This is a genomic window from Candidatus Phytoplasma meliae, from assembly GCF_016876135.2.
In genome coordinates, this window is sequence record NZ_JACAOD020000015.1 from 23,349 (window position 1) to 46,811 (window position 23,463).

Annotated in this window: 26 protein-coding genes; 25 read left to right on the plus strand and 1 reads right to left on the minus strand. The window is 26.8% G+C overall.

Going from position 1 to position 23,463, the window contains the following annotated elements; translation table 11 throughout:
- Positions 1–64: 64 nt before the first annotated feature.
- The 24 genes from CHTY_RS03075 to CHTY_RS03190 all read left to right on the plus strand — a co-directional run bounded on the left by CHTY_RS03075 (position 65) and on the right by CHTY_RS03190 (position 21,232).
- Positions 65–796: an amino acid ABC transporter ATP-binding protein gene (locus tag CHTY_RS03075; RefSeq protein WP_203552058.1), complete on the plus strand. Its 732-nt coding sequence runs from the start codon at positions 65–67 to the stop codon at positions 794–796.
- 1,193 nt (positions 797–1,989) lie between these two features.
- Entirely contained in the window at positions 1,990–2,160 is a 171-nt protein-coding gene (locus CHTY_RS03080) for a hypothetical protein (RefSeq protein ID WP_203552057.1), read from the plus strand.
- 445 nt (positions 2,161–2,605) lie between these two features.
- Positions 2,606–4,621, plus strand: a complete 2,016-nt coding sequence (locus tag CHTY_RS03085; RefSeq protein ID WP_203552056.1) for a rolling circle replication-associated protein — start codon at positions 2,606–2,608, stop codon at positions 4,619–4,621.
- 346 nt (positions 4,622–4,967) lie between these two features.
- Positions 4,968–5,195, plus strand: a complete 228-nt coding sequence (locus CHTY_RS03090) for a hypothetical protein (protein ID WP_203552055.1) — start codon at positions 4,968–4,970, stop codon at positions 5,193–5,195.
- A 196-nt stretch (positions 5,196–5,391) separates the two neighbouring features.
- Positions 5,392–5,826, plus strand: a complete 435-nt coding sequence (locus CHTY_RS03095; RefSeq protein WP_203552054.1) for a hypothetical protein — start codon at positions 5,392–5,394, stop codon at positions 5,824–5,826.
- Positions 5,827–5,865: 39 nt separating this feature from the next.
- Positions 5,866–6,693: a hypothetical protein gene (locus CHTY_RS03100; protein WP_203552053.1), complete on the plus strand. Its 828-nt coding sequence runs from the start codon at positions 5,866–5,868 to the stop codon at positions 6,691–6,693.
- Positions 6,694–6,775: 82 nt separating this feature from the next.
- Positions 6,776–7,066: a hypothetical protein gene (locus CHTY_RS03105; RefSeq protein WP_203552052.1), complete on the plus strand. Its 291-nt coding sequence runs from the start codon at positions 6,776–6,778 to the stop codon at positions 7,064–7,066.
- Positions 7,067–7,104: 38 nt separating this feature from the next.
- Positions 7,105–7,719: a hypothetical protein gene (locus CHTY_RS03110; protein WP_203552051.1), complete on the plus strand. Its 615-nt coding sequence runs from the start codon at positions 7,105–7,107 to the stop codon at positions 7,717–7,719.
- A gap of 74 nt (positions 7,720–7,793) precedes the next feature.
- Positions 7,794–8,333: a DUF2963 domain-containing protein gene (locus CHTY_RS03115; protein ID WP_203552050.1), complete on the plus strand. Its 540-nt coding sequence runs from the start codon at positions 7,794–7,796 to the stop codon at positions 8,331–8,333.
- 38 nt (positions 8,334–8,371) lie between these two features.
- A complete protein-coding gene (locus CHTY_RS03120) occupies positions 8,372–9,172 on the plus strand; it encodes a hypothetical protein (protein WP_203552049.1) in 801 nt (266 codons plus the stop codon).
- 86 nt (positions 9,173–9,258) lie between these two features.
- Positions 9,259–9,717, plus strand: a complete 459-nt coding sequence (locus CHTY_RS03125; RefSeq protein WP_203552048.1) for a DUF2963 domain-containing protein — start codon at positions 9,259–9,261, stop codon at positions 9,715–9,717.
- A 13-nt stretch (positions 9,718–9,730) separates the two neighbouring features.
- Complete coding sequence (locus CHTY_RS03130; RefSeq protein ID WP_203552047.1) at positions 9,731–10,075, plus strand: hypothetical protein; 345 nt, start codon at positions 9,731–9,733, stop codon at positions 10,073–10,075.
- A 170-nt stretch (positions 10,076–10,245) separates the two neighbouring features.
- Positions 10,246–10,608 carry a hypothetical protein gene (locus CHTY_RS03135; protein ID WP_203552046.1) on the plus strand — a complete coding sequence of 121 codons (363 nt, stop codon included), beginning with the start codon at positions 10,246–10,248 and terminating at the stop codon, positions 10,606–10,608.
- 438 nt (positions 10,609–11,046) lie between these two features.
- Positions 11,047–11,544, plus strand: coding sequence for a hypothetical protein (locus tag CHTY_RS03140; protein ID WP_203552045.1), 498 nt, complete (start codon positions 11,047–11,049; stop codon positions 11,542–11,544).
- 47 nt (positions 11,545–11,591) lie between these two features.
- Complete coding sequence (locus CHTY_RS03145; RefSeq protein WP_203552044.1) at positions 11,592–12,092, plus strand: hypothetical protein; 501 nt, start codon at positions 11,592–11,594, stop codon at positions 12,090–12,092.
- A 6-nt stretch (positions 12,093–12,098) separates the two neighbouring features.
- A complete protein-coding gene (locus CHTY_RS03150; RefSeq protein WP_203552438.1) occupies positions 12,099–13,613 on the plus strand; it encodes a V-type ATP synthase subunit I in 1,515 nt (504 codons plus the stop codon).
- Between the two features lie 15 nt (positions 13,614–13,628).
- Positions 13,629–13,784 (plus strand): hypothetical protein, encoded by a 156-nt coding sequence (locus CHTY_RS03155; RefSeq protein ID WP_203552042.1) that lies wholly within the window; start codon positions 13,629–13,631, stop codon positions 13,782–13,784.
- Positions 13,785–13,997: 213 nt separating this feature from the next.
- Complete coding sequence (locus CHTY_RS03160; protein WP_203552041.1) at positions 13,998–14,198, plus strand: hypothetical protein; 201 nt, start codon at positions 13,998–14,000, stop codon at positions 14,196–14,198.
- Positions 14,199–14,610: 412 nt separating this feature from the next.
- Positions 14,611–15,984 (plus strand): hypothetical protein, encoded by a 1,374-nt coding sequence (locus CHTY_RS03165; RefSeq protein ID WP_203552040.1) that lies wholly within the window; start codon positions 14,611–14,613, stop codon positions 15,982–15,984.
- Positions 15,978–16,475, plus strand: coding sequence for a hypothetical protein (locus CHTY_RS03170; RefSeq protein ID WP_210634601.1), 498 nt, complete (start codon positions 15,978–15,980; stop codon positions 16,473–16,475). Before CHTY_RS03165 ends, CHTY_RS03170 begins: the two co-directional genes overlap by 7 nt.
- Before the next feature lie 6 nt (positions 16,476–16,481).
- On the plus strand, positions 16,482–16,886 hold the full coding sequence (locus tag CHTY_RS03175) for a hypothetical protein (protein WP_203552038.1): 405 nt from the start codon (positions 16,482–16,484) through the stop codon (positions 16,884–16,886).
- Positions 16,887–16,892: 6 nt separating this feature from the next.
- A complete protein-coding gene (locus tag CHTY_RS03180) occupies positions 16,893–18,176 on the plus strand; it encodes a hypothetical protein (protein WP_203552037.1) in 1,284 nt (427 codons plus the stop codon).
- 217 nt (positions 18,177–18,393) lie between these two features.
- Complete coding sequence (locus CHTY_RS03185; RefSeq protein ID WP_203552036.1) at positions 18,394–19,962, plus strand: coiled-coil domain-containing protein; 1,569 nt, start codon at positions 18,394–18,396, stop codon at positions 19,960–19,962.
- Between the two features lie 100 nt (positions 19,963–20,062).
- Complete coding sequence (locus CHTY_RS03190) at positions 20,063–21,232, plus strand: IS3 family transposase (RefSeq protein WP_203552035.1); 1,170 nt, start codon at positions 20,063–20,065, stop codon at positions 21,230–21,232.
- Positions 21,233–21,948: 716 nt separating this feature from the next.
- Here CHTY_RS03190 and CHTY_RS03195 read toward each other — a convergent pair.
- A complete protein-coding gene (locus CHTY_RS03195) occupies positions 21,949–22,239 on the minus strand; it encodes a hypothetical protein (RefSeq protein WP_203552034.1) in 291 nt (96 codons plus the stop codon).
- Positions 22,240–22,848: 609 nt separating this feature from the next.
- Between CHTY_RS03195 and CHTY_RS03200 the strand changes: the two genes are divergently transcribed.
- A partial coding sequence (locus tag CHTY_RS03200) for a glycosyltransferase (RefSeq protein WP_203552439.1) occupies positions 22,849–23,463 on the plus strand: 615 nt, incomplete at its 3' end.

Here is a 23,463-nt window from a genome sequence, read left to right on the forward strand (position 1 = left end):
CTGTACTTTCATAATATTAGTTTTATCTTTAACAAAAAAACGGAAAAACGAAAGGAAGTAAAAAATGGAATATTTAATCGAAATCCAAAATTTACGAAAAAAATTTAATGATCAAGAAATATTGAAAAATGTGAATTTGAAAATTAAAGATAAGGAAATTATTACTATTATTGGGCATTCTGGTTCAGGTAAAACTACTTTATTAAAGTGTTTAAATCTTTTAGAAACCCCTGATTCAGGAGCAATTATAATAGATAAACAAAATATTTTAGATCCAGGTGTTCAATTATCAGAATTAAGAACTAAAGTGGGAATGGTGTTTCAAAGTTTTAATTTATTTGAAGGAAAAACTGTTTTAGAAAACTGTTGTTTGGCTCCTATGAAAGTTTTAAAAGCATCACAAGAAGACGCCGAAGCAATTGCTGTTGAAAAGTTAACTGAAATGGGCTTAGAAGATTATGTTAATTATGATGTTAGCTTATTATCAGGAGGACAAAAACAACGTGTGGCAATAGCTCGAGCTTTATGTATGAAACCTCAAATTCTTTTACTAGATGAACCTACTTCAGCTCTTGACCCTGATTCTACTCATGAAGTTTTACGAGTATTACAAAAACTATCTAATAACAAAAAAATTACTTTAGTCATCATTACTCATGAAATGAATTTCGCTAAAAAAGTTTCTCATACTATTTGTTTTTTAGAAAAAGGTGAAATCGTTGAAAAAGGAACTTCTAAAGAAATTTTTGAAACTAATAAATATCCTAAATCAAAAGCTTTTTTTGAAGAAGTTTAAATCAATTATTATCATAAATAAAAATATTTTAACCTTGTTTTATCCAAAAAATTTTATCCTTTTTGCTCCTTTTAATCTCTTTAAAAAAGTTTAATCACATACTTTCATTCAAATAATGCTTAAATATCTTATTGAATATAAAAAATTATGCTCTTAAACATAATTAACTGTATTATTAATTGCCTTGATAATACAGTGATAACTGGAACAGGACTTTTTTTTGATATAAAAAAAAATACCTAAATTAGGTATTAAAAGCAATTTTATTATAACATTAAAAAAAAAAAAGTAAAACAGTTTTTGCTGTCTTACTTTTTTTTTAGAGAACAAAGGACTTGTCAAAAAATAGTGAGTTTTTGGAAAAGGAAACTTACTATAAAGAATCATCAAATAAGAAAAAATATACTAAGAACAATGGAAAATCGTTGCTAATATTGTTCTAAGCAGTTTTATTATAACATAAAAACTGCTTTTTTAACCTTTTTTTTTTGTCTTTTTTATTATTTTATTTATAAAGATATTATTTTAATAAAAATACTATCTAAGATTAAAATATTATCTAAGATTATATATTAGAAATAATATATTCTATAAGGCCCTTTAAACGCGTTTAAATGCCCTTTAAACGCGTTTAAAGGGGAAAGAGGATAAAATGAACATATGAGAAAAAAAAAANGTAAGACAGGTTGTACTGCCTTACTTTTATGGATTATTCAAAGTTTAAATGCTTTGTGGTGTGTGAACTCCAAAAAGCCGAGGTTTGGCTTTTTCAAAGCAATTTTATTATAACATTAAAATTAATATTAAAATATATGAAAGAAAAAAAACACGTTTAAATGCCCCTTTAAACGTGTTTAAGATAGATATAGAAAAAGATACAAAACGAAATATTATGCTATCAAAAATAAACTCTTCCCAAGTTTAAATTTTCGATAGCGATTTTATTATAACATTAAAATTGATGTTTTAAAACTTTTAATAAAAATACTATCTAAGATTATATATTAAAAGTAATATATTCTACAATACCCTTTAAACGCGTTTAAATGGCCTTTAAACGCGTTTAAATGGGAAAGAGGTTAAAATATATGAAAGAGGGAAAAAATAGATGGAAAAAAAACTGTTTATTAAAAATTAAGGATTGTGTATAATATAGGGAAAGAGGTTAAAATATATGAAAGAGGGAAAAATAGATGGAAAAAAAAGACAAACCGCAAACACTAGCAGAGAAAAAATATTATGACAAGTTGGTTAGAGAATGCAAAAAATATTGTCATGAATATTTGGTTTGGAAATGTCGTAAAAGTGGTTTAATTACGCTAAAAAAAACAGTAAATATAAAAAGAAAAAAAAATAATTATTAAGGCAAGTTGGTTTTCTTTTTCTTTTTCTTTTTCTTTTCTTATAATGCAATTCTTTTTTAGACCTGTGTTTGTTGATTCCGTTTGGCTAATCCTCACACAATAGAGAGTGTCTTTTTTAAGAGAGCTTGGTCGTTTCATCCGCTTGTCAATCCTCACAATATATCAAACATTAAGCTTGACAAAATCGAACGTAAAAAAAGATTTTTTTATGTGAGATTTTGGGCTTAATGTTATATTGTGAGTTAGGATTGACAAGACGGATAAATGAAACGGCCAAGCTATTTTATATTGAAAAATATTTGCTTTTGTGAGAAACTATAAAAAGATATGAAAATTAAAAATGCTGTTTAAGATTATATATTAAAGCTAATATATTATCTACAATACCCTTTAAACGCGTTTAAAGGGCCTTTAAACGCGTTTAACAAGAGAGAGGATAAAATATATGAACATATGTAAAAAAAAATCTGTTGATGAAATATTAATGTCTAATCAAAGATTAGTTAATAATTTTTATTATGATAAATACACGAAAAATAGACAAATTAAAATGTCTTATAATGCTTTTAAAAACTATGATACTATTTTTAATAGAATTGATGTAAAAGATTTTTATAGTTGTTTAGATTTAGAAACGTTAAGTGCGTATCAAAGCGGCTTAGAAATGGTGGTAAAAGAATATGAAAAAAGATTATTTTACGCTAAAAGTGTTGATTATGGTTTAGGCCAAAAAGTAGCTTTTATGGACTATTCCAAGTTTAATATGATTTTGGATTTGGTTCAAAAAAGGAAAGAGGGAATTAGAAAACATCAAGAATATATTATATATTTTGTAGAAAGAAACTTTGGTGAACCATGGGTTCGAGGAGCAAATGGAAAAGTCTTAGATTATAGAAAAATGACTTTTGAACAAAAATATAGACATTGTAAAAATAAATTAAATGCTGAGGAAAATAGAGATAAATTAGACTATATTTTAGAGTATAAAAAGTTAACAATGGTAGAGCAAGATAATTTATTACAAAATGTTAGACGTTTAAACTATGAATATCAGGAGGCAATTATTTATAATTCACCTAAACGTTTTGCGTTAATTCAACAACAAGGAAAAGATACAAAACGAAATATTATGCTTTCAAAAATAAACGCTTTTCATAAAGCCGTATATAATTTTCATACGGAAAAAGTAGTTAGTTTTGTAACTTTAACCTTAGCTCATCATAATTCAAACGGCTGTTTGTCAAAAGAGGTAAAAGACTTAAAGGAAACTAAAAGCTATTTTAGATCGTTTTTACGTTTAGTTAAAAAGAATTATGCTAAATATTTAAAAACAACAAGGAATTACAACAAAGACCAAATCAAAGAGGAAATTAAAAAAATAAAGTACTTTGTGGTTTGTGAACTCCAAAAAGCTGAGGTTTGGCATTTTCATATTATGATAAATGTTGATTTAACAGTTTTAGGAATTGATGATAAAATGATGGTTCAAAACAAAGGACTTGTCAAAAATAGTGAGTTTTTGGAAAAGGAAACTTACTATAAAAAATCATCAAATAAAAAAAAATATACTAAAAACAACGGTTGGGAAATCGTTGCTAATGTTGTTGTGCCTAAGGTTTTTAAGATGTGGGCTGATACTGTCAAAAAAAATAATCCTAAACTTAAAAGATTAAATCCGATTTCTCAAAACTTACAAGTTTACCACAAACTATCAAATAATAAGACATCATGTAAAGAGGTTAGAAAATGTAAGTTAATAAGAAAAGAAACAACTATAAATATGGTTACTATTATTTCAAAATATATTAGTAAATATTTGAATAAAATTGGTGATGATAGTTTAAAATTGTTAATTAAACAAAGGCACAATTTTATTAATGGTTATAGGTTATTTCAATTTTCGATAAATTGTAAAAAACCACCTGTTGAAAAATATTTAAAATATTTGCCACAAGATTTAGCTATTGATGGTTATAGTATAACTAGTTTTTATGCTAAAAACATTTTAGACTATAACAAAGAACATCCTTTAAGAAAAATGTTAGTAGAACAAATGTTAAACGCTAAACTTAATTCGAAAGAAAATGAATTAGTTTTAAAAGATAGTTATACTGGGTACACTCAAAAAGTAAAGAAAAAATATTATGGTGAAAAAGATTTAGAAACTGACAAAAAACCATTTATTGAAGAATATTTAAAAAATAATTCTTATGCATCAATGTTTTATTTTAGTATTAATTATGAAAAACAAGCAAGACCGTTAAACAAGAAAATACATGATAAATTATGTAAAAAACTAAATAAAGTTTTTAAACTTTCAAAAATGAAAAAAAAACAAGTTCCAAGAACTTATTTAGAACAGGAGAAAATGTTTTTAGATTTCAACAACTATGTTGATCCGGTCGACGCCTATTTTGATGTTCTACGAGATAAACCAATGTCATACTATTTGGATGTCTAAAAATACTAAAAATACTTAGAAAGGGGAAATAATATATTATCTATAAGGCCCTTTAAACGCTTTAAAATGACTTTTAAAGGCGTTTACGGGAAATAATAATAAAATAATAAATCATCTATAAAAAAAAACTCTTAATTTTATTAAATAAAATTAAGGGTGTTTTGTGTTGATTTTTTTATTTTTTGTGTTGTAATATGAAAAAGATATGTTGTGGTATAAAAAAATAAATGAGTGCGGACTGAGAAAAAGTGGAATCATACAAAAAAAGCTAAATGGCTTTTTGTTAGATTATCTCTAATAAATATATACTTGACCTTTTCAAAAATACAAGGCAAATGGCAAAACAATGAAAAACCTACAACCAAAATTACAACTATTACAAAAAACAATATCCCAAATTCAAACAATAGACAAATTCATAGTTTTTAAATTAGTCTCCCAATTTCGAAAGGAATTAAATTTAACCACCATTTTGGAAACTCTCCAAATTAAACAGAGCGCTTATTATTACTGGTTATTACTGGTTAAAAACAAAAAAAGAATTAAATTTCAAAAAACAAACCACACCAAATAAAGGATGCGATTTTATGTTGTTTCATTATTTTAAAAAAAATAAATTTTTGTTATTTTTAAGTTTGATAAGTTCTGAAACGAACGACAAAAAACATACATTTAATCTTAAATTTAAAAAATAAGCTAAACTGCTAAAAACAGTTTGGCTTTTTTCATTTTTAAAGTCGAATTAAAAAATAGAAATGAGGAATAAAAAAATGGAAACAACAAATAAAATGAGTAAGAAACAACTTTTATTAGAAATAGCAGTTTTAACTAACAAGTGTAAAAAGATAGTACAATTTAAACCAACTAACAAAACAACATTTAGCAAAATGACTAAAGATCAACTTTTATTAGAAAAAGAGATTTTAGCTAACAAATATGAAAAATTCCAACAAGAACAAAAATTTGACAAACAATTAACCAAACTGGAACCTTTAGTAAAAAAAATGGATATGTTAGAAAGCGAAACGGAGGGTAGATGGTCCCAAATGTTAACAAGTGGAAGGATTTTTTTAAAAATGATATCTAAGGAAAGTGATGAAAACATGAAAGCACACGCTGCTGACATCAAACATTATTTAAGATGTTATAAAAGCATTTTTAAAGATATTAAGATGATTTTAGAAATTGAAAAAACACTTTTATAAATTATTTGTTATTTCAAAAAAGAAACGAGGAATAAAAAAATGAAATTAATAAAAACTAATACAGATGTAAAAAGAAGTAAATTTAACACTATGAAAGAAGTAAAAAAAGGCAGTGTTAGTTTTGTATCACCTCGCCAAATCCCTTTAAGTTATTTTTACCAGGACATAAATAATTTTTTATGTCGAAAGAATAAAGTTTTACCCCAAACCCTCCAAGATAAAATTTATACATATTATGAAATAATATTTGGCGATAAATCCAACGATTTATTTTTTAAAGCATCAATGCGTTCACGAGCTAATTTTTTTGAAAAGAGTTTAGTTAAATTAAAAAATATTTTAAATTTATATGGCACCTTAAATCGTTACCTTGCTTTAAAAGATTTTTTTATAACTTATTTAAAAAAAGATGGTGTTATAGAATTTATGAGTATTTTACGCCAAGGCGTTAGCTCTTGTGGTGTTGATTGTTCGATAATTTTGGAACATTGTTTAGTTACTCCAATAATCAAAGCAATTGGAACAAAACCCACCGAACCATCAAACGAACTTAACCAAATATTAAAATATTTAAACTTAAACATGAAAGAATTAACAAACATTCAATTATCTGATTTAATCAAAATAACTAAAAAAGCTATGGTAGCCCGTCATCCCGACCGTTTAGGGAATAACTCCCGTGTAAAAGAATTTATGCAATTACATAATTTTTATCGCATGATTTCAGATGCTGATTTTAAATTAACTAATGATTCGATTCAATCATTTAGTGAGGCTGATTTTGCAAGTGATGATTACACCGATTATTTCTATAATTTTTCTACTGCCGAAGAGTCAAGCCAATTTAACCAACAACAAACACACTAACACATTTTAAATAGTTAAAGGGTTTTTATCCTTTAACTGTTAGTAAATAATAAAAACAAATAGGAGAACAAAAACAAAAAAAATGAAAACAACAAAACAAAAACTTACTGAAAAAGAGCTTTTATTCGAAATAAACACTTTATCTGAAATAGTAATTTTAATCAACCAACGAAAAAAACTAACACAAAAACAAGAAACATCAAAACAACAATTAAACAAAGTTGAATGTTTAATAGAACAAACAACCATCAAAGAAAAAATAAAAGCTACAAATATTGAAAAATTAAAAATCCAAAGTCGAATTATCAAGAAAATATTTAAATTAAAAAATCAAGATTTTATCCAAAAATACTTAAAAAAAATGGAACATTAAATACTTTATTAAATAAACAGTAATAAGTGAGGGGAAAAATGAATTTAGAAAAGGTGAAATCGTTTTTTAACCATATGGAACAAGAAGCTTTAAAAGTGAAAACTAAAAAAGACTCAGAGCAGTTTTATAAAGATTTTGAAACAGCGATTAAAGAAAAAAGGGTTTTTATAATGGTAGAAGATAATGAATTTACGAAAGAAGAGAAACGCAAACTTCACCCCTATTTTGAAACAGCAAGAAAAGAAAAAAGAGCTTCTATATGGAGGGAAATAGAATATGTTGCGAAAAGCGGTGAGAAACGTAAATTTCAACTCTATGAATATGGAGTAAGCCCAAACATTATGAAACACAAACCTTTTGGCTCCTATAATATAAATAAAAAATATATTCAAGCTTTTTGTTTGATTGAAACAAAGACGGGGCGTTTATATTCTTTTTTAGAATATATAGCTTATTATGATAAAAAAAACGAAATAGGGGAGGAACTTTTTAGAGCGTCGTTGGATGATAGTGTGGAAGGCGCTTTGACAGGTTTTTATATACTTAGACGAGATTTAGGAATGAAAAAGATATTAGACTGGCAAAGGTTAAAAGACGAAGACAAGGAAAACCCAAACCACTTTTTAATTTTGGATGAACTTTTAAAACCCTAAAAGCATATAAACATATAAAACCAACAACAAATCACAAACCAACAACAAATTCCAAATCCAAAGGAGAACTAAAAATGATAAACGAGCCAAAAAAAGAATACAACAAAAACAACCAATTAACCAAACTCACAAATTACAACAAAGGCGGCACGGTTCACTCTACCATCGAATACAACCAAAACGGAACCGAAACCAAAGAAACATACTACCACGAAGACGGTACGGTACACTCTATCATCGAATACGAATACGACCAAAATGACCAATTAACCAAAGAAACAATTTACAACCAAGGTGGCACAATCGACTACATCACCGAATACAACCAAAATGGCGTAATCCACTACATTGATGAATACAACCAAAACGAAAAACTTATTAAATCAACTAATTACTACAAATGTGGTGCAATTCATTTCATCGTCGAATACAACCAAAATGGAGCCAAAACCAAAAGAACATTTTACTACAAAAATGGTACAATCGGTTTCATTGAAGAAAACAATCCAAAAACCAACAAACCGACCAAATACACAAAATACAATCAAGATGGCATAATTGAAGAATCCAACGACAAAAAAACACCAACAATCAAAACCACCAACACCCTTTAAAACGCATTTAAAGTAATATGAATTGATTGGGTAAAATAATGATAAATAAAAAAGATCGAATAAAAGAATATTATAAAAAATATTATCTTAAAAACAAAGATCGCATAAAAGAATATAGGGCTAAAAACAAAGAGAGACTAAAAGAATATTACCTTAAAAACCGAGATATCATAAGAAAGCAAAAACAAGAACATTACCTTAAAAACAAAGAGAGACTAAAAGAATATTACCTTAAAAACAAAGATAGGCTGATAAAACAAGTAAAAGAATATAAAGCTAAAAACAAAGAGAGACTAAAAGAATATCAAAGAAAATATAACCTTAAAAACCGAGATATCATAAGAAAGCAAAAACAAGAATATTACCTTAAAAACCGAGATATCATAAGAAAGCGAAAACAAGAATATAGAGCTAAAAACAAAGATAGGCTGATAAAGCAAGCAAAAGAATATAGGGCTAAAAACAAAGATCGCATAAAAGAATATCAAAGAAAATATGACCTTAAAAACCGAGATATCATAAGAAAACAAAGACAAGAATATAGGGCTAAAAACAAAGATAGGCTGATAAAGCAAGCAAAAGAATATCAAAAAGAACATTTTGCAAAAGAAAAATTAATTATAAATGTTTGTGATTTAATCGAAAAAAATTGTTTGGTTAGTTCATATCGCAAAAAGAAAATAATTGCGGAATTAAGAGATGTAGAAATATCACCAAAATTAAATCCTTTTGCAAAAGAAATATTAATTATAAATGTTTGTGATTTAATCGAAAAAAATTGTTTTGTTAGTTCATATCGCAAAAAGAAAATAATTGCAGGATTAAGAGATTTATTATAAAAGATCAATAGGAGTTATTAAATATGAAAGAATATTATCTTAAAAACAAAGAACGAATAATATAGATTAATAGGAAGGCAAATAAGATGACAACAAATAAAAAAAAGTTTTATGGTAATAATGGTAGCATATTAGTTAGTGAATATGACCCTAAAACCAATAAGAAAATTAAAAATCATTATTATAAACAAAATGATGGCTCTCTTAGTTATACTACTGAATACGACCTTAAAACAGGTCGTGCAATTAAAACCACTTTTTATTATAATGATGGCACCATTGATTGTATTAAGGAATTTGACCTTAAAACACAAAAGAAAATTAAAAAAATTGGTTATAAAAAAAATAATCATAATATTAAATATATTACTAATTACAACCCTCAAACAGGTCGTGCAATTAAAACCACTTTTTATTATGATAATGGCAATATTGATCATGTTAACGAATTCAACCTCAAAACAAACAAAAGAAAAACCACTTATTATCAATTAGACGGCAAAACCATTAACCATATTAAGGAATATGATTTAGTAGAAAAATAAAGAGGGAATACAAATGAATAGAATTTTTAATTTAAGCCAAATCATCAAACAATTACAAATTGATAATTCTTTTAAAATAATAATTTTTAATAAAAAAAATAATAATCTTGAATCACCTACCAATTATAATCGCGGTTTAAAAATATTATATTTAAATCCTAAATTAATATCAAAATTAAAAAATATGTTAGAAGAAATCAAACAACCTCCCTTCACAATTAAAATCGCCCCTAAACTTGACAAAGATTATAACTTTGATGAAGAACAAAAAATATTATTTGTGAAAGAATCAAAAGAACTACAAAATGTAAACGGCCCACTTTGGTTGCAAGATATGAAGCAAAAATGGCAAAATTAATATTTTTGATATTCTTTTAATTTTTATTATATTAAATACGACCCAATTTGTTAAGTCGTTTTATAGCTTTGAAAGCAATTAATATTTTTATTGTTATTATTGCTATATTTGCTCCTTTCAAAGCCTTAAAGGTAAACTGGCAAGAAAAATTATAAAGGAGTGATGAAAATATGAATAATCAAGTGAGACGTTATTTAATGGGCTGGGTTGTATTCTTTGTTTGTTTATTTGCTTTAATTTATACTGTTGATGGCCTTTTGGATAAAGGATTGAATAAACACTTTTTTTGGCAAAACAAAACTGCCGCAAAAGAAGTAAGCGAAGCACAAGTTGTCCGTTCATATGAAGTTGACTATGTCAAAGAAGATGTATACGGCAAATATCTTGCCGAGCAAATCGCCAAAGAACAAAACCCAACAGAAAAAACCAAACTTGAAACAGCTAAAAAAGCATCTGATACGAAAAAAGCTGAAATCAAAGGTTATATCAAATCTGTTAAAGCTTCTGTTGAAGATTACCACAAATCTAAATAATTTGTGGTAAACTCAAAAAAATAATTGAGTAAAAAGAAATAAGAACGATTTTAGACAATTAAATAATTTCATGACTGACTTATTACCTTGAGGAATAAGGAAATAGTAGTCAAACCTCGTTAAAAAAATTACTAGTTATCAAAAATTAGTTGCAAATAACAACTACCCTTTGAATTGGATGCGGTAAAATTATTATTTGTTTAATCCTCGTTTCGCAAATAATAAAGGGTTAATCCCTCATCCATTCAATTCAAGGCCCTTTTAAGAATCAACTATGTAGTTTCTTTTTGAGAGGGTTTAATTTAATTAAATATGTTTATTATTTGGCATTTGAATTTGTTTGATATCTCATTTTTTAAACCCTCTCAAAAACAAATTAATATATCTAATTTGTTTTAAAGATTAAAAATTAAAATTACAAGATAAGGAGAAATAAACATGAGTGAGCTTAAAAATACAAGCGAGATTAAAAAAACAAATGAGTTAAAGAAAACAAATGAGATTAAAAAAACTAGCGAGATTAAAAAAATTGTTTTTAATGGCTCCGAACCTCGGGCTAAAAGCCTTGAAAAAGCTTCTCATTATGTTAATGCACTGTTTAGAGTTAATATTTGGTTTAATAGTGTTCCCTCCGTTAACTTTGCTGATGGAGAAGCTCCACGTTGGCCTATTAAAAATCCCCCAAAAGATTTATTAGGTGTTTATATTAAAGGTGGCGAACGTGAACCGATAGATTATTTTTACACTTTAAGTAAATTGAAAAAATACGCTCAAGAAAGAGAAAGTGGAGTAGAAAAAATGTATATTTTCAGTGTTAAGAAAAAAAATAAAAGCAGTAAAGTAAGCAAAACTCCAACTGTCAAAAAAGGTCGCCGTACTGTTAAAGCTAAACGCAAAAAAACCACTAAAAAAGGTTTATTCGCTAAGTTATTTTAAAGACGATATTATAAAAAAATAAAATAGAAAAAGGAGACAAACAAAAAATGCCAATCGAACAAATTATTAATCATCCCTATTTTTCTTTATCTTTGGCCGGTGGTGCTTTCGTTGTTATCTTGTTTATTATTGGATTTATCGCAAGAAAAAACAAAAAAAGCATCTACCGTTATCAAGATTTACAAAAAGAGGGATACAAACAAATTAAAATAATTAAAAACTCAATTCAAGCGGTTTTTAAAGTTAAAGATGAATGTGAAAATATTAAAAAAATAATTATTGAAACTACCGGACTTAAACCAGATGACAACAAAGAACAAGCCCTTATTAAAACTCTTCGTGATACATTAAACTTCAAAGAACCTAAAAAAGAAGTAATAACGCCACCCAAAACTAAAAAAACATCTAAACCAAAAAAGCATTTCAAAGAAACTTTACAAGAGGAAAACAAAGACCTTTTCCAAGATGTTTTACAAGATGAATTACCCCAAAAAGAACAAAAAGACCAACCACAAAAACACGATGAAGCTATTTTTAAAAAGGAATAATCATACATGGAAATTGTAAATATTAATTTAGGACATAAAGCTACCACGCAAGACGTGGAATATTTTATTTATAAGAAATTTAAAGTTAATGTTGAAGTTTCTTTGAAATGTTTTAATGTTGATAAAAAGCGAGATTGTAGTTGCTCTATTAAAGACGCCCCAGAAGAATTGTTAGCGGTGTATTTTGAAGGGGGACGAATTGCAAACAAGGACGGATTTTTTACCTTGGATGATTTACAAGACCGCGAGGGAGCTCATAAGCCACCTAAAACGATGTACTGTTTTTATGCTAATAAAGAAGCTAATATGTGGCTATTATGGAGTGTGTTAGGTGTTATTAGTTTATCAATGGTTATTGTTGGTGTTGTAGTGTATTTATGTTTTTTTAAAGGCCAACAAAACACAAAGGAACCTAAAATAGATTTAAACAAAGAAAACAAAACTGCTGAAGTAGTAAAGGAACCAGGCAATACTACTGAAAAAATTATTTATGTGGATCAAATAGTTGAAAAACCGGTAGAGGTTATAAAATATGTTGAAGTACCCAAAGAGGTTATCAAATACGTTGATAAACCAATTGAAATTATAAAAGAGGTTGAAAAACCGGTAGAGATTGTCAAAGAGGTTGAGAAAGTAGTTTATCAAGATAGAGAAATTATTAAAGAGGTACCAAAAGAAATTATTAAAGAGGTTGAGAAAATAGTTTATCGTGATAAATTAGGTAAAAAAATAGAACCACAAATAATTTATCAAGATAGAGAAATTATAAAAGAGGTTGAAAAACCGGTAGAGATTGTCAAAGAGGTTGAAAAAATAGTTTATGTTGATAAACCAATTGAAATTATAAAAGAGGTTGAAGTACCCAAAGAGGTTATCAAATACGTTGATAAACCTTATGAAGTGATAAAAGAGGTTGAAGTACCCAAAGAGGTTATCAAATACGTTGATAAACCAATTGAAATTATAAAAGAGGTTGAAGTACCCAAAGAGGTTATCAAATACGTTGATAAACCAATTGAAATTATAAAAGAGGTTGAAGTACCCAAAGAGGTTATCAAATACGTTGATAAACCAATTGAAATTATAAAAGAGGTTGAAAAAATCGTTTATGTTGATAAACCTTATGAAGTAATAAAAGAAATTATCAAATACGTTGATAAACCTTATGAAGTAATAAAAGAGGTTGAAGTGCCCAAAGAGGTTATCAAATACGTTGATAAACCAATTGAAATTATAAAAGAGGTTGAAAAACCGGTAGAGATTGTCAAAGAGGTTGAGAAAGTAGTTTATCAAGATAGAGAAATTATTAAAGAGGTACCAAAAGAAATTATAAAAGAGGTTGAGAAAATAGTAGAGGTTATCAAATATCGAGAAATTGATTTAACCTTAGAACAAAAAAAAGAATTAGTCAAACAATTAAGAGACCGTATAAACAACATGAGTGGTTCATATTATAGTGTTTATTCCTATAAACGCCAACTGAGAGATGAAATACAAGATTTTTTAGATTCTCTTGAATAAGAAAGATAAAAGATTATGAATAAGGAACAAAGACAGTTAAAAGCTGAAACAAGGGAAAGAAAGAGAAAAAAGAAAAAGCAACATGTTAAACATTCTTTCCCACTTGCAAGGCATAATAAAAACACTTATTCAAAAGCAATCTTAAAGCAATTAAAGAAAAATAGAAAATAAGAGATATTCAACATGATTATTTTAACAACACTCCAAATAATAATTTTTTTATTAAATATATTAGTATTTATATATTTTTATAAAACTGCAGGAAATCCCGAGTTTAAAATAGATTTTATTATATTATTTATTTTTACATCAATTGCTATGCACGGTAGTCTTTATGTTATACATTATTTAAAAATTATTTAAAGAAATAGGAGGGGGGATAAAATGGCTTTTTCACAATTAATGCTTTTAGTAGTAAGTATCTTCGGAATTAGTTTTGGAGTAATTGCGGGAGCGCTTCAACATTGTTATATAAATAGGGAATATCAATGTTCTAAAAAAACTATCATTATTGGGTATGTTTTAGATGCAATTTGTATAATTGTAGGTTCTTGTGGTCTATATTCAATTTTTATTAAGAAGTAAATAAAATAGCTATTTCTCATTACCCGACCTAAGTTATATAAGTAATTGTTGAGAGGTTTTTTTAGCCTTTCAGCGTCTATTTTGTTCCTCTTAACAATTAGGGTCGTTAAACTGACTTATTGTTTTCTTGTTTTCTTTGTATTTGTAATAGGTTATGGTCGGGGTAGTAATCAAGCAACACCACTTGATTACTACCTTTTATAAAATAATTAATTTTTTAAGCATTTATGTAAAAGGTGAAAAGCTATTAAGTTTTTTAGCTTTTGCATAAATGAAAACTAATATAAACACACGATACCCTTTAAACGCGTTATTTTGCCCCTATATGGCGTTTGTGAGAAATAACAACAAAATAACATGTAAAAATAAAAAACATTTCCAAGTTTACAAGATTTTATGAGGAGGATTTATGATGTACCAATTTAATAAAAAAATAAGATTACAATTAGGATTATTTATTAGTATTTTGATTTTCTTTTTTAATAGTTTGACAGTGTGGGGGTTGCCACCAAGAGATTTAGAAAAAGAACAAGAATTAAGGAAGAAAGATAAAGAAGAGCGAGAAGAAGTAGAGAGTGGAAGACGCCGTTATTATGATTACACTCATTATTTACGAACATATTTAAGAGACACATATACAGCTGAAGAACTACTAGACATTGGATATACAGTTGAAGAATTATGGAATATAGGATTTACGCCTCAGGACCACTTAAAAAAAATAAGAAATAAAATTAAAGATGAAGGAGCTGTACTTGAAGCATTAAAAGCATTACAAAAACGTGCTAGTCTTTACGCTTTAAACGAAATGGGGTTTACAGCCAAAGACTTAAAAAATGTAGGATTTATAATGTCCGAGTCCGATGGAAGTTTATTTTCTCAGTCTAATTTTCACCCTAAAAAACTAAGAGAAGCAGGATATACAATAGAAGAATTCAAAGCTTGTGAGGATATAAGATTTTATCATTTCAAAGAAGCAGGATATACACTTAAAGAAATAAAAGACGTAGGATTGACAGCTGGTGCCTTTCCCATTCCATACCTCAAAAATGCAGGATTTACATTTAAAGAAATAAAAGAAGTTTTAAAGAATGATTTTGGGGATATAGTCAAAAAACTAAAAGACATAGGATTTACACTTAAAGACTTAAAAGATGATGGATTTACACTTAGAGAAATAAAACATGCATATACACTTAAAGAAATAAAAGACGTAGGATATACAGCTGAAGAACTACTAAACGAAGGTTATAAACCTCAAGACTTAAAAAATGTAGGATTTACAGCTGAAAACTTAAAAAATGCAGGATATACACTTAAAGACTTAAAAGATGCAGGATTTACACTTAAAGACTTAAAAGATGCAGGCTTTTCTTTTAAAGAAAAAGAACCAAAAAAACTACAAGACACTCACATAATAATAAATAAACATAATGAAATAATAAATAATCTAGATAATAACGCCAAAGATATTATCGGCAAGAAAACAACCACTATTGAAGACTTATTAAACAATAATAATAAGGTTGACGCAGTAGTTGTTAAAGAAACATGGCTAATACAGATGTTAAAATGGTTTAAGTCTTATTGGTGGTTATTGGTTTCTTTTATTGTGATCCATCTTGGAATTAAGGTTATATTTGTGATTATGAAATTAGTTATTGCTAAAAATAAAAGACGTAAGACAACAAGCGATAAGACCGAGGAGAAAGGCGAACAAGAACAAGAGCATAAAGGAAATAAAAAGGACAAAGGAAATAAAGAGAAAGGAGGCGATTGGTGGTGATTCAAAAATTAAAACCATATTTATTTCTCTTTTACACTATTGCAGTATCAGTTGTGATTTACTTAGTGTTGCGGTTTTACTTCAAGATTGATTTTGGATTTACCAAAATACAAAAATACGACCACAAAGAAATAGAAGAGTATAAGAAGTTGCAAGAAGAGCATAAAAAAATAGTTAAAAATAATGTTGAATTAAAAATAAATAATATGTTTTCAATTCCTCAAACATCAAATCAACCATCCCAACAACAATTAATACCCAAAACGGAATTAGACGTCAACATAGATAAACTTAGGGATGAAATAGCTACCTTAGTCAAACAAGATGTGAAAGACCCAAAACATGGCGTAGTCATTTATGAATTGCAAATTAAATTAGAAAAGTTAATGTTCCAAAAAAGAGAGGAGTTAATGAAACCTCTTAATAATTTTATTGACGAATGGATAAAACATTACCCGGATGATGATATGAACGAGAAAGAGGAGAAGTGATATAAAATGTGGATTGTAGATGATATCGTAAACGCACTTGTCCCTTATGTAATTTCATATTTTGTTGCTGAATCCTTAAACCTTATTTTTGCTTTAATATTGGCTAATGTTTTTTTAATAGAGTTTAATTTACTTAACTATTTAACTTCATTAGTTGAGAATGCTTTATTTTGGAGCGTCGATGATTGGGGTTGGATTGGTTTTATGTTAAGCAAAATGACAATGTTATTAATTCGGATGTTTGCTGTTAGTAGTGCTTTTTTGCTTTTATTTAAAAACGCTGCTACTGTTGGGAGATTCTTATTAGAAGTTGTCAAAATAATTATTAGCGGTGTGGCAACTATTATTAATCTACATCAAAAAGGTTTAAAGTTTATATTTAAACACATTAGTAACAAGGAAAGTGGGTGATGACTGATGATAAAAAAAATACATCAGCAACAAAGTTTGAAATCTAGACTATTTTATTTATTGGTAGTGCTTTCGTTGTTCTCAATACATTTACATTTATCGCCTAATAACCAAACAGTCTATGGTGGTTTTGGGGGTTGGTGGGAAGATGTTGTCGAAGGAACACGCAAAGGATTAGAAAACACTGGTGATTTTTTAAAAGAAACCACCGAAACATTAGCAACTGCCACGAAAGATGTTGTGATGTTTGTGCCTAATGTAGTTACAGGAGTGGCTAAAATTGAAATAGAAAAAATGCAAGATCATATGCTCCTTACAACGGCGGAATTAACTATTGAGGTATTGAAGCTACAAGAACAACAAACTATCGACTTACAAAATCAAAAAATACAAGAAATACAAGAGAGAACCCAAAGAATACAAAAAGAAATGAAAGAAAAAGTGCAGAAGAAAAAAAAGGAATTATTGCAATATATCGACGATAAAATAAACGAGATCAAAGGATATTCCCAAAATATTAAATCTCAAAAAGATATCATAGAAATACAACAAAAAGTATCTAACATTTTTGCAGATGTGATAAAAGCAACTAATAGCTTACAACAAGATTTAATAATAAATATTAAAGCATCATCTACAAAGGAAATACAAAGTATCGAAGCTATCAAAATCCAAATGCAAGATAAGTTTAATGAGATAGCCCAAACAAGAGCAAAAGCGCAGGATTTAATTGATGAAATAAAAGCAAGAGAAAATAAATATATTTCTTTAGAAAATATTAATTTGACATCTCCAATAAAAATGTTGGAAGGTATAACAATCAACACAATAGTGCAAGCAATTGAAGTTTTTAAAACTATGGTTAAAAAAATTGCTGATGTCATCAATAATGTCATTAATAAGGTAGGAGAAATAATAGTTGTTGTTTGTAATTGGATTAAAGAAGCAATTATGAAAATAGTTGCAGTAATCCAAAAGATAATTGAAACTGTTTTTAAAGTGATTGCTTGGGTATGGCAACAAATTAAACAAGGAGTAAAATGGATTAGTGATAAAATAGTTGCATTTGTAAAATGGATGTCAGATAATTTGGCACAAAGAACAACGATAAATCATAGGAGAAACATCCTTAAAGCTTTTTTTACTTTGAAAAATATTTTAAAATGGGTATCTTGTTATCTTTTGGTTTGGTCAATAATAATTTGGTTAAGGTCGGTTTGGGTCTTAACTTATCATTTTAGTTATCGCAAAAAGAAAGAAAGGGACGTTATAGTGCTAAATGAATATTAAAGAATATTGGGATATTGGAATTAAATATTTAAGTCTTGGGATACAGTATTTTATTTTATTTTTTTTATTTATCATCTTTATTAGATTAGCATATATTGTTTGTTTTAATACTGATGAGAGTGGTTAAACAGTTATCTAAGCATAAAACTTGTTTTTTTTTTTTTTGAGGGTATAATAGTAATTGTTACAAACTATAAGAAAGGTAAAAAAATGTATCATGAAATTACCTAATATAAGGCGTTTGAAAAAGAAGCTTCCAGGAGTTAATATAATACCTACAATTATTATTTTTAGTATATTAATTACTTTCATAGTTTTAATATTTTGGGGTGTTATTAGCCAACATCAAGAAACTATCCAACAAGCAGAAATTAAAAATATTGATGTTGAAGCAGAAGCAACAAAATTGGTTAATGAACGTTTCGAAAAAATTCGTGAAATAGATACTAAAAGAGAAAAAATAGAACGTGAATCGGTAGAAGAGCTGACAGATGTTTTTCATAAAACCGATGATGAATTAAAAGCACAAAGAAAATTGATAACCGATAAGATCTTGAAATTAGAAGAATTAGGACGAGAAAAAGATAGTTTAATAAATGGTTTAAATACAACAATAGACCAATTACAAAAAAGTAAGTCTAAGGAAGCACAAGATGATATAAACAACCTTAGAAAACAATTACAAGAGTTGGAAACAACAAAAAACAAAGTAATTGATGATCTTAAAACACAATTAAATACCTTAGAACAAAACATAACAACTAAACAAAATGAAATAAATAGTTTAAATACAACAATACCTAAACCTTATAAAGAATATAAATTATCATTAGAACCATATTATACCTACAAGGATAAAGAGGGCAACACAATTAGAGAATACCGTTTATTTGATAAAATGCACCCAACTCAAAAAGATATTAAGGGTAACCCTAATTTCTTAGAACGCAAAGACTTTGAATCAATAATGAGTAAATATGGTCTTCAAGTATACCCTATCAAATGGACTAATGGTAAAGAAAACTTATATAATTGCGAATATGATAGTGATATGACAGTTAAAGAACATTATGGTTGGAGAGTATCAAAAGCCAATTATCAATTAATTCAAACTAATCAACCTAACAATACAACTGAATTATTGACAAAAGATAAATATGGTGATAATGGTTTTTGGAATAAAAGTAATTGTTTTTTGAATGGAATTACTAATATACAAATAGATCAAGTATTAAATAGTAATATAAAAAATAAGACTCCATATATAAGATTGATGACTAAAAACCTAGAATTAGAGTTTGATTGGTTAAACTTTATTTGTACTCATTTTAAAAATAAATTACCTAAAACAGCGGATGCACAAGAACGCATAGCGGATGCACAAGAACACGCAAGGTGGGTACAAGAATGGACAATGAGGGCACAAGAATGGACAACGGATAAATATTACACAGAGATGGCACAAGAATGCACAACGATGGTACGAAGACAGATAACCAAAGCCAACCAATTAATCCAACAAGCCAAAGCAAATAATGAACCAACCTTTAATATAATATCTAAACAAGTAACAAAAAGAGTATATGATTATAACAACCCTCAAACATTCACCGAATATGATACATCATACAACACCCAAGAATGGAATAATTGGTTAAAAGGGTTAAACCTTCAACCAAACGACCCATTATACACCATAAGAGAGTTCATATTATATCACACAGATAATGACCCACAAACGACCCATGTAGGACAAGTAAATTATGATCTACCAACAGGACATTAATTAATATAAATTCCTTAAAAGACTGTGGAAAGTCTTTTAAGGGCATCAATAAACGCTTAAAACAAAAAACAAGAAAGGTAAAAAGAAAAAGAAAAAGACCGTGAGACCAAAACATAATCAAACATATAGTGAAAAAGTAAAATGGGAAGCAATCTTAGCATGGAAAAGGGGAAGCGATGCGGAAGAGATTGCCAAACAATTAAACATTACCAATCATCACAATATTTATTATTGGTTTAACCTTAGTAAAAAAAATGATTTTAAAGGATTTAATGATAAAAGAAAAGTCAAAGGGATTAAAAGAAAAGCAATTAATTTTAATGATCCCAAAATAAAACAAATTATCAAGGACTATCATAATAACAAAAATAAAGATGTATTATTTAATGCTATTAAAAAATTAAAAGCTAAAATCAACATTACTCAATTGATGCAACATTTACAACTTGCAAGAAGTACTTTTTATTATTGCAAGAAAGAAAAAGCAACCCCGGAACAAGACCACAATTTAATTACTAATATCAAATTAATTGCTGATAAGTTTAGTTATACCAATAAAAGAGGTGATAAAATTTATACTTTGGGTTGGCGTTCTATTTTTAGAGAATTGAAATTAATGAATATTAATAAAACCTCATATCAAATTCAAAAAATTATGAAAGATCATAATTTATTTTGTAAGACAAAACAAAACACATCCCACTTAACGAAAAAGAAACGACAAGAAAAGAGAGAGAACTTATTACGAGGAAACAAAAAAACAACCAAAGAGGGGCAAATATATTGTACTGATATAACTGCTATCCCATACGGACGATGGAACAATATATTTTATTTATCTACGATCATGGATTTACACACTAAAAAAATTATTAATTATAATTTAGGGAGCAAACAAGATCAAGATTTTGTTTTAAAGACTTTAAACGGGATAAAAAAGGTAGAGAATGATTGCTTTTTACATTCTGATAGAGGCACACAATATCAAGCTAACCAATACGGAGAGGCTTTAAAAGCTAAAAACATCAAACAAAGCTTTTCACGTCCACGAACTCCAAGGGATAATCCCTATATTGAAAACTTTTTTAGCCAATTTAAATTAAATACAATCCATTTAGAACACAAAGAGGATTTAACAAAGTTAGAAATAATTAAAATAACTGATAATTTTATTAAACAGTACAACGATAAGCGCAATAGAATTATCCAAAGTGGTTACACTTGTCCGTTTAGTAATAAAAAAAAGAAAAAATATTTTAAAAATATATAAAAAAGCATCTAAAAAAGCAGTTTTAAAAAAAATATAAGCAAGATATAAGCTATATATAAGCATAATATAAGCTATATATAAGCATAATATAAGCATAATATAAGCTATATATGGTTAAAAATGTGAAAAATTGTAAAAACAAAGTAAAAACATTTAAAAACTGTTAAAAAATCATAAAAACATAAAAAATAATTTAATATTTAATTCACCTTCTTTTAAAAAAGAGGGTATTTAGTGTTGGTTTTTATTATATATAATAAACTATTTAAAAAAAATACATTTTTTTATGTATATGTGTTGACAAACAAAATAATTTGTAGTACCCTATATTTATACGTTAGTATAATAATAGTTTTTATATACTATATAATAAATAAACTAATATATAATTAATTATTAATATAATATTATAATAAAATACTGTCTAAGACAGTCTAAGACAGTCTAAGACAGTTATATAATATATAATAATTTCTTTTTCTTTTTATTCTTTTTTTCTTTTTTTTGGTTCTTTTTTTTCTTTTTTTCTTGTTTTTCTTTTTCTTTTAAGAAAATTGTTCTTTTTCTTTTAAGAAAATTGTTTTATGTGTTGACATTTGTTGTTAACGTGTTATAATATAAGTAATTGATAGTTACAAAAAATAATTTTGTAATTAGCAATTAATTTTTGATAAATAAAACATAGCAAAAGTTTAGCTTATAAGTTAACTCGAAAATTAATTGTATGTAAAAATCTTCTTTTCAATGATGACAAGCAAAGGATTCTCGAAGTCTGAGCTATTTACAATTTTTATTCCTAAATTTAATATTTTTTCGTTTTTTTCGTTATTATACATTTTTTCTTTGTGAGGATTGTTATGAAGTATTTGAATGGTTGTATTTGTTGCGAAATAATATGATAATATATGAATAATTACAAAAATCATACATAATATTGCATATGGTAATATCTTTATTTTTTTAGTATTAGTTTTGGTTAACATTTTCTTGGGGATTATTTTTTTCATTTTTTTCTCTTTTCAACAAGTTTTCTTTGTTTAATTTCTTAGAATGAAAAAATATATAACTTAAAAATTATCAAGAAATTAAAATATCTTAAATTTAACTATTTTATTGTCTTAAATTTGTATTATTTTGTATTAAATATAATTCTATGCTTTTTAGTTTTCATATTTTAAATTATTATAATACTATTTAATATTATATCATTTTTTAACTTTTATTTTATTTTAGATACTTGAGAATTCATTTTTTAACTTTATTAATAAAAAGTGTTAAGAGTTATTGTGGTGATGCGATATTGTTTGATTGCAACAAGAGAAAACATGGATTTAAATAAGTATTAAGGGGGTTAAGCAGTTAATTATTTTATTAATTATAATTTATCTATTTTGTTATAATATCTTAGGATTAGATATTTTTTATCTTTGAGAAATATTTAGGATATCGTTATTATATGTGTGCTATTTTTGTGATTAATCTCATTGATTTTTTGATTTTTGATTAATTTTTATTTTTTGTTAATAATTACGTAATTGTGTGACAACTTTATGATCTTAATTCCTCTTATAATGTGGTTTGATTGGTTGTTATTAAAAATACGGAGGGTATTTTTTTTGAAAATAGGAATTTTTACAGATGCTTATGAACCTTTAATTAGTGGGGTAGTTGTTTCAATTAAAGCTTTAAGGAAATCTTTGGAAAGTTTGGGGCATCAAGTTTATATTGTGACTACTAATTCCCCTCATGTTAAAAAAGAGGTTGATCCTTATGTGATTAGGATTAAAGGGGTTCCTTTGCCATTTAAAATTTTTAAAAATTATCGTTGGATTTTGAGATATAAACATCATTTGCCTCAAATTAAAGCTTTAAATTTAGACGTTATTCATATTCATACAGAATTTGGATTAGGTTTGTTTGGGATTTATGCTAAGCAAAAGTTAAATTTACCTTTAGTTTATACTATGCATACGCTCTATGTTTCTTTTTTTGAAATTAATAATTCTTTTTTGATTAAAATGTTTCGTCAAGCAATGTTAAATTATGCTGATAAAATTGTAAGAAGATCTTTGGTAAATGCTAATGCTATTATTTTTCCTACTCAAAAAGTGTTAGATTTTACTGTTAAACGTTTTCCTGTGGATACTAATCATCATACTTCTATTTCTTCTGTTACTTCAATTATTCCTACAGGATTGAATTTAACTAATTTTTATCAAGAAAATTTAAAC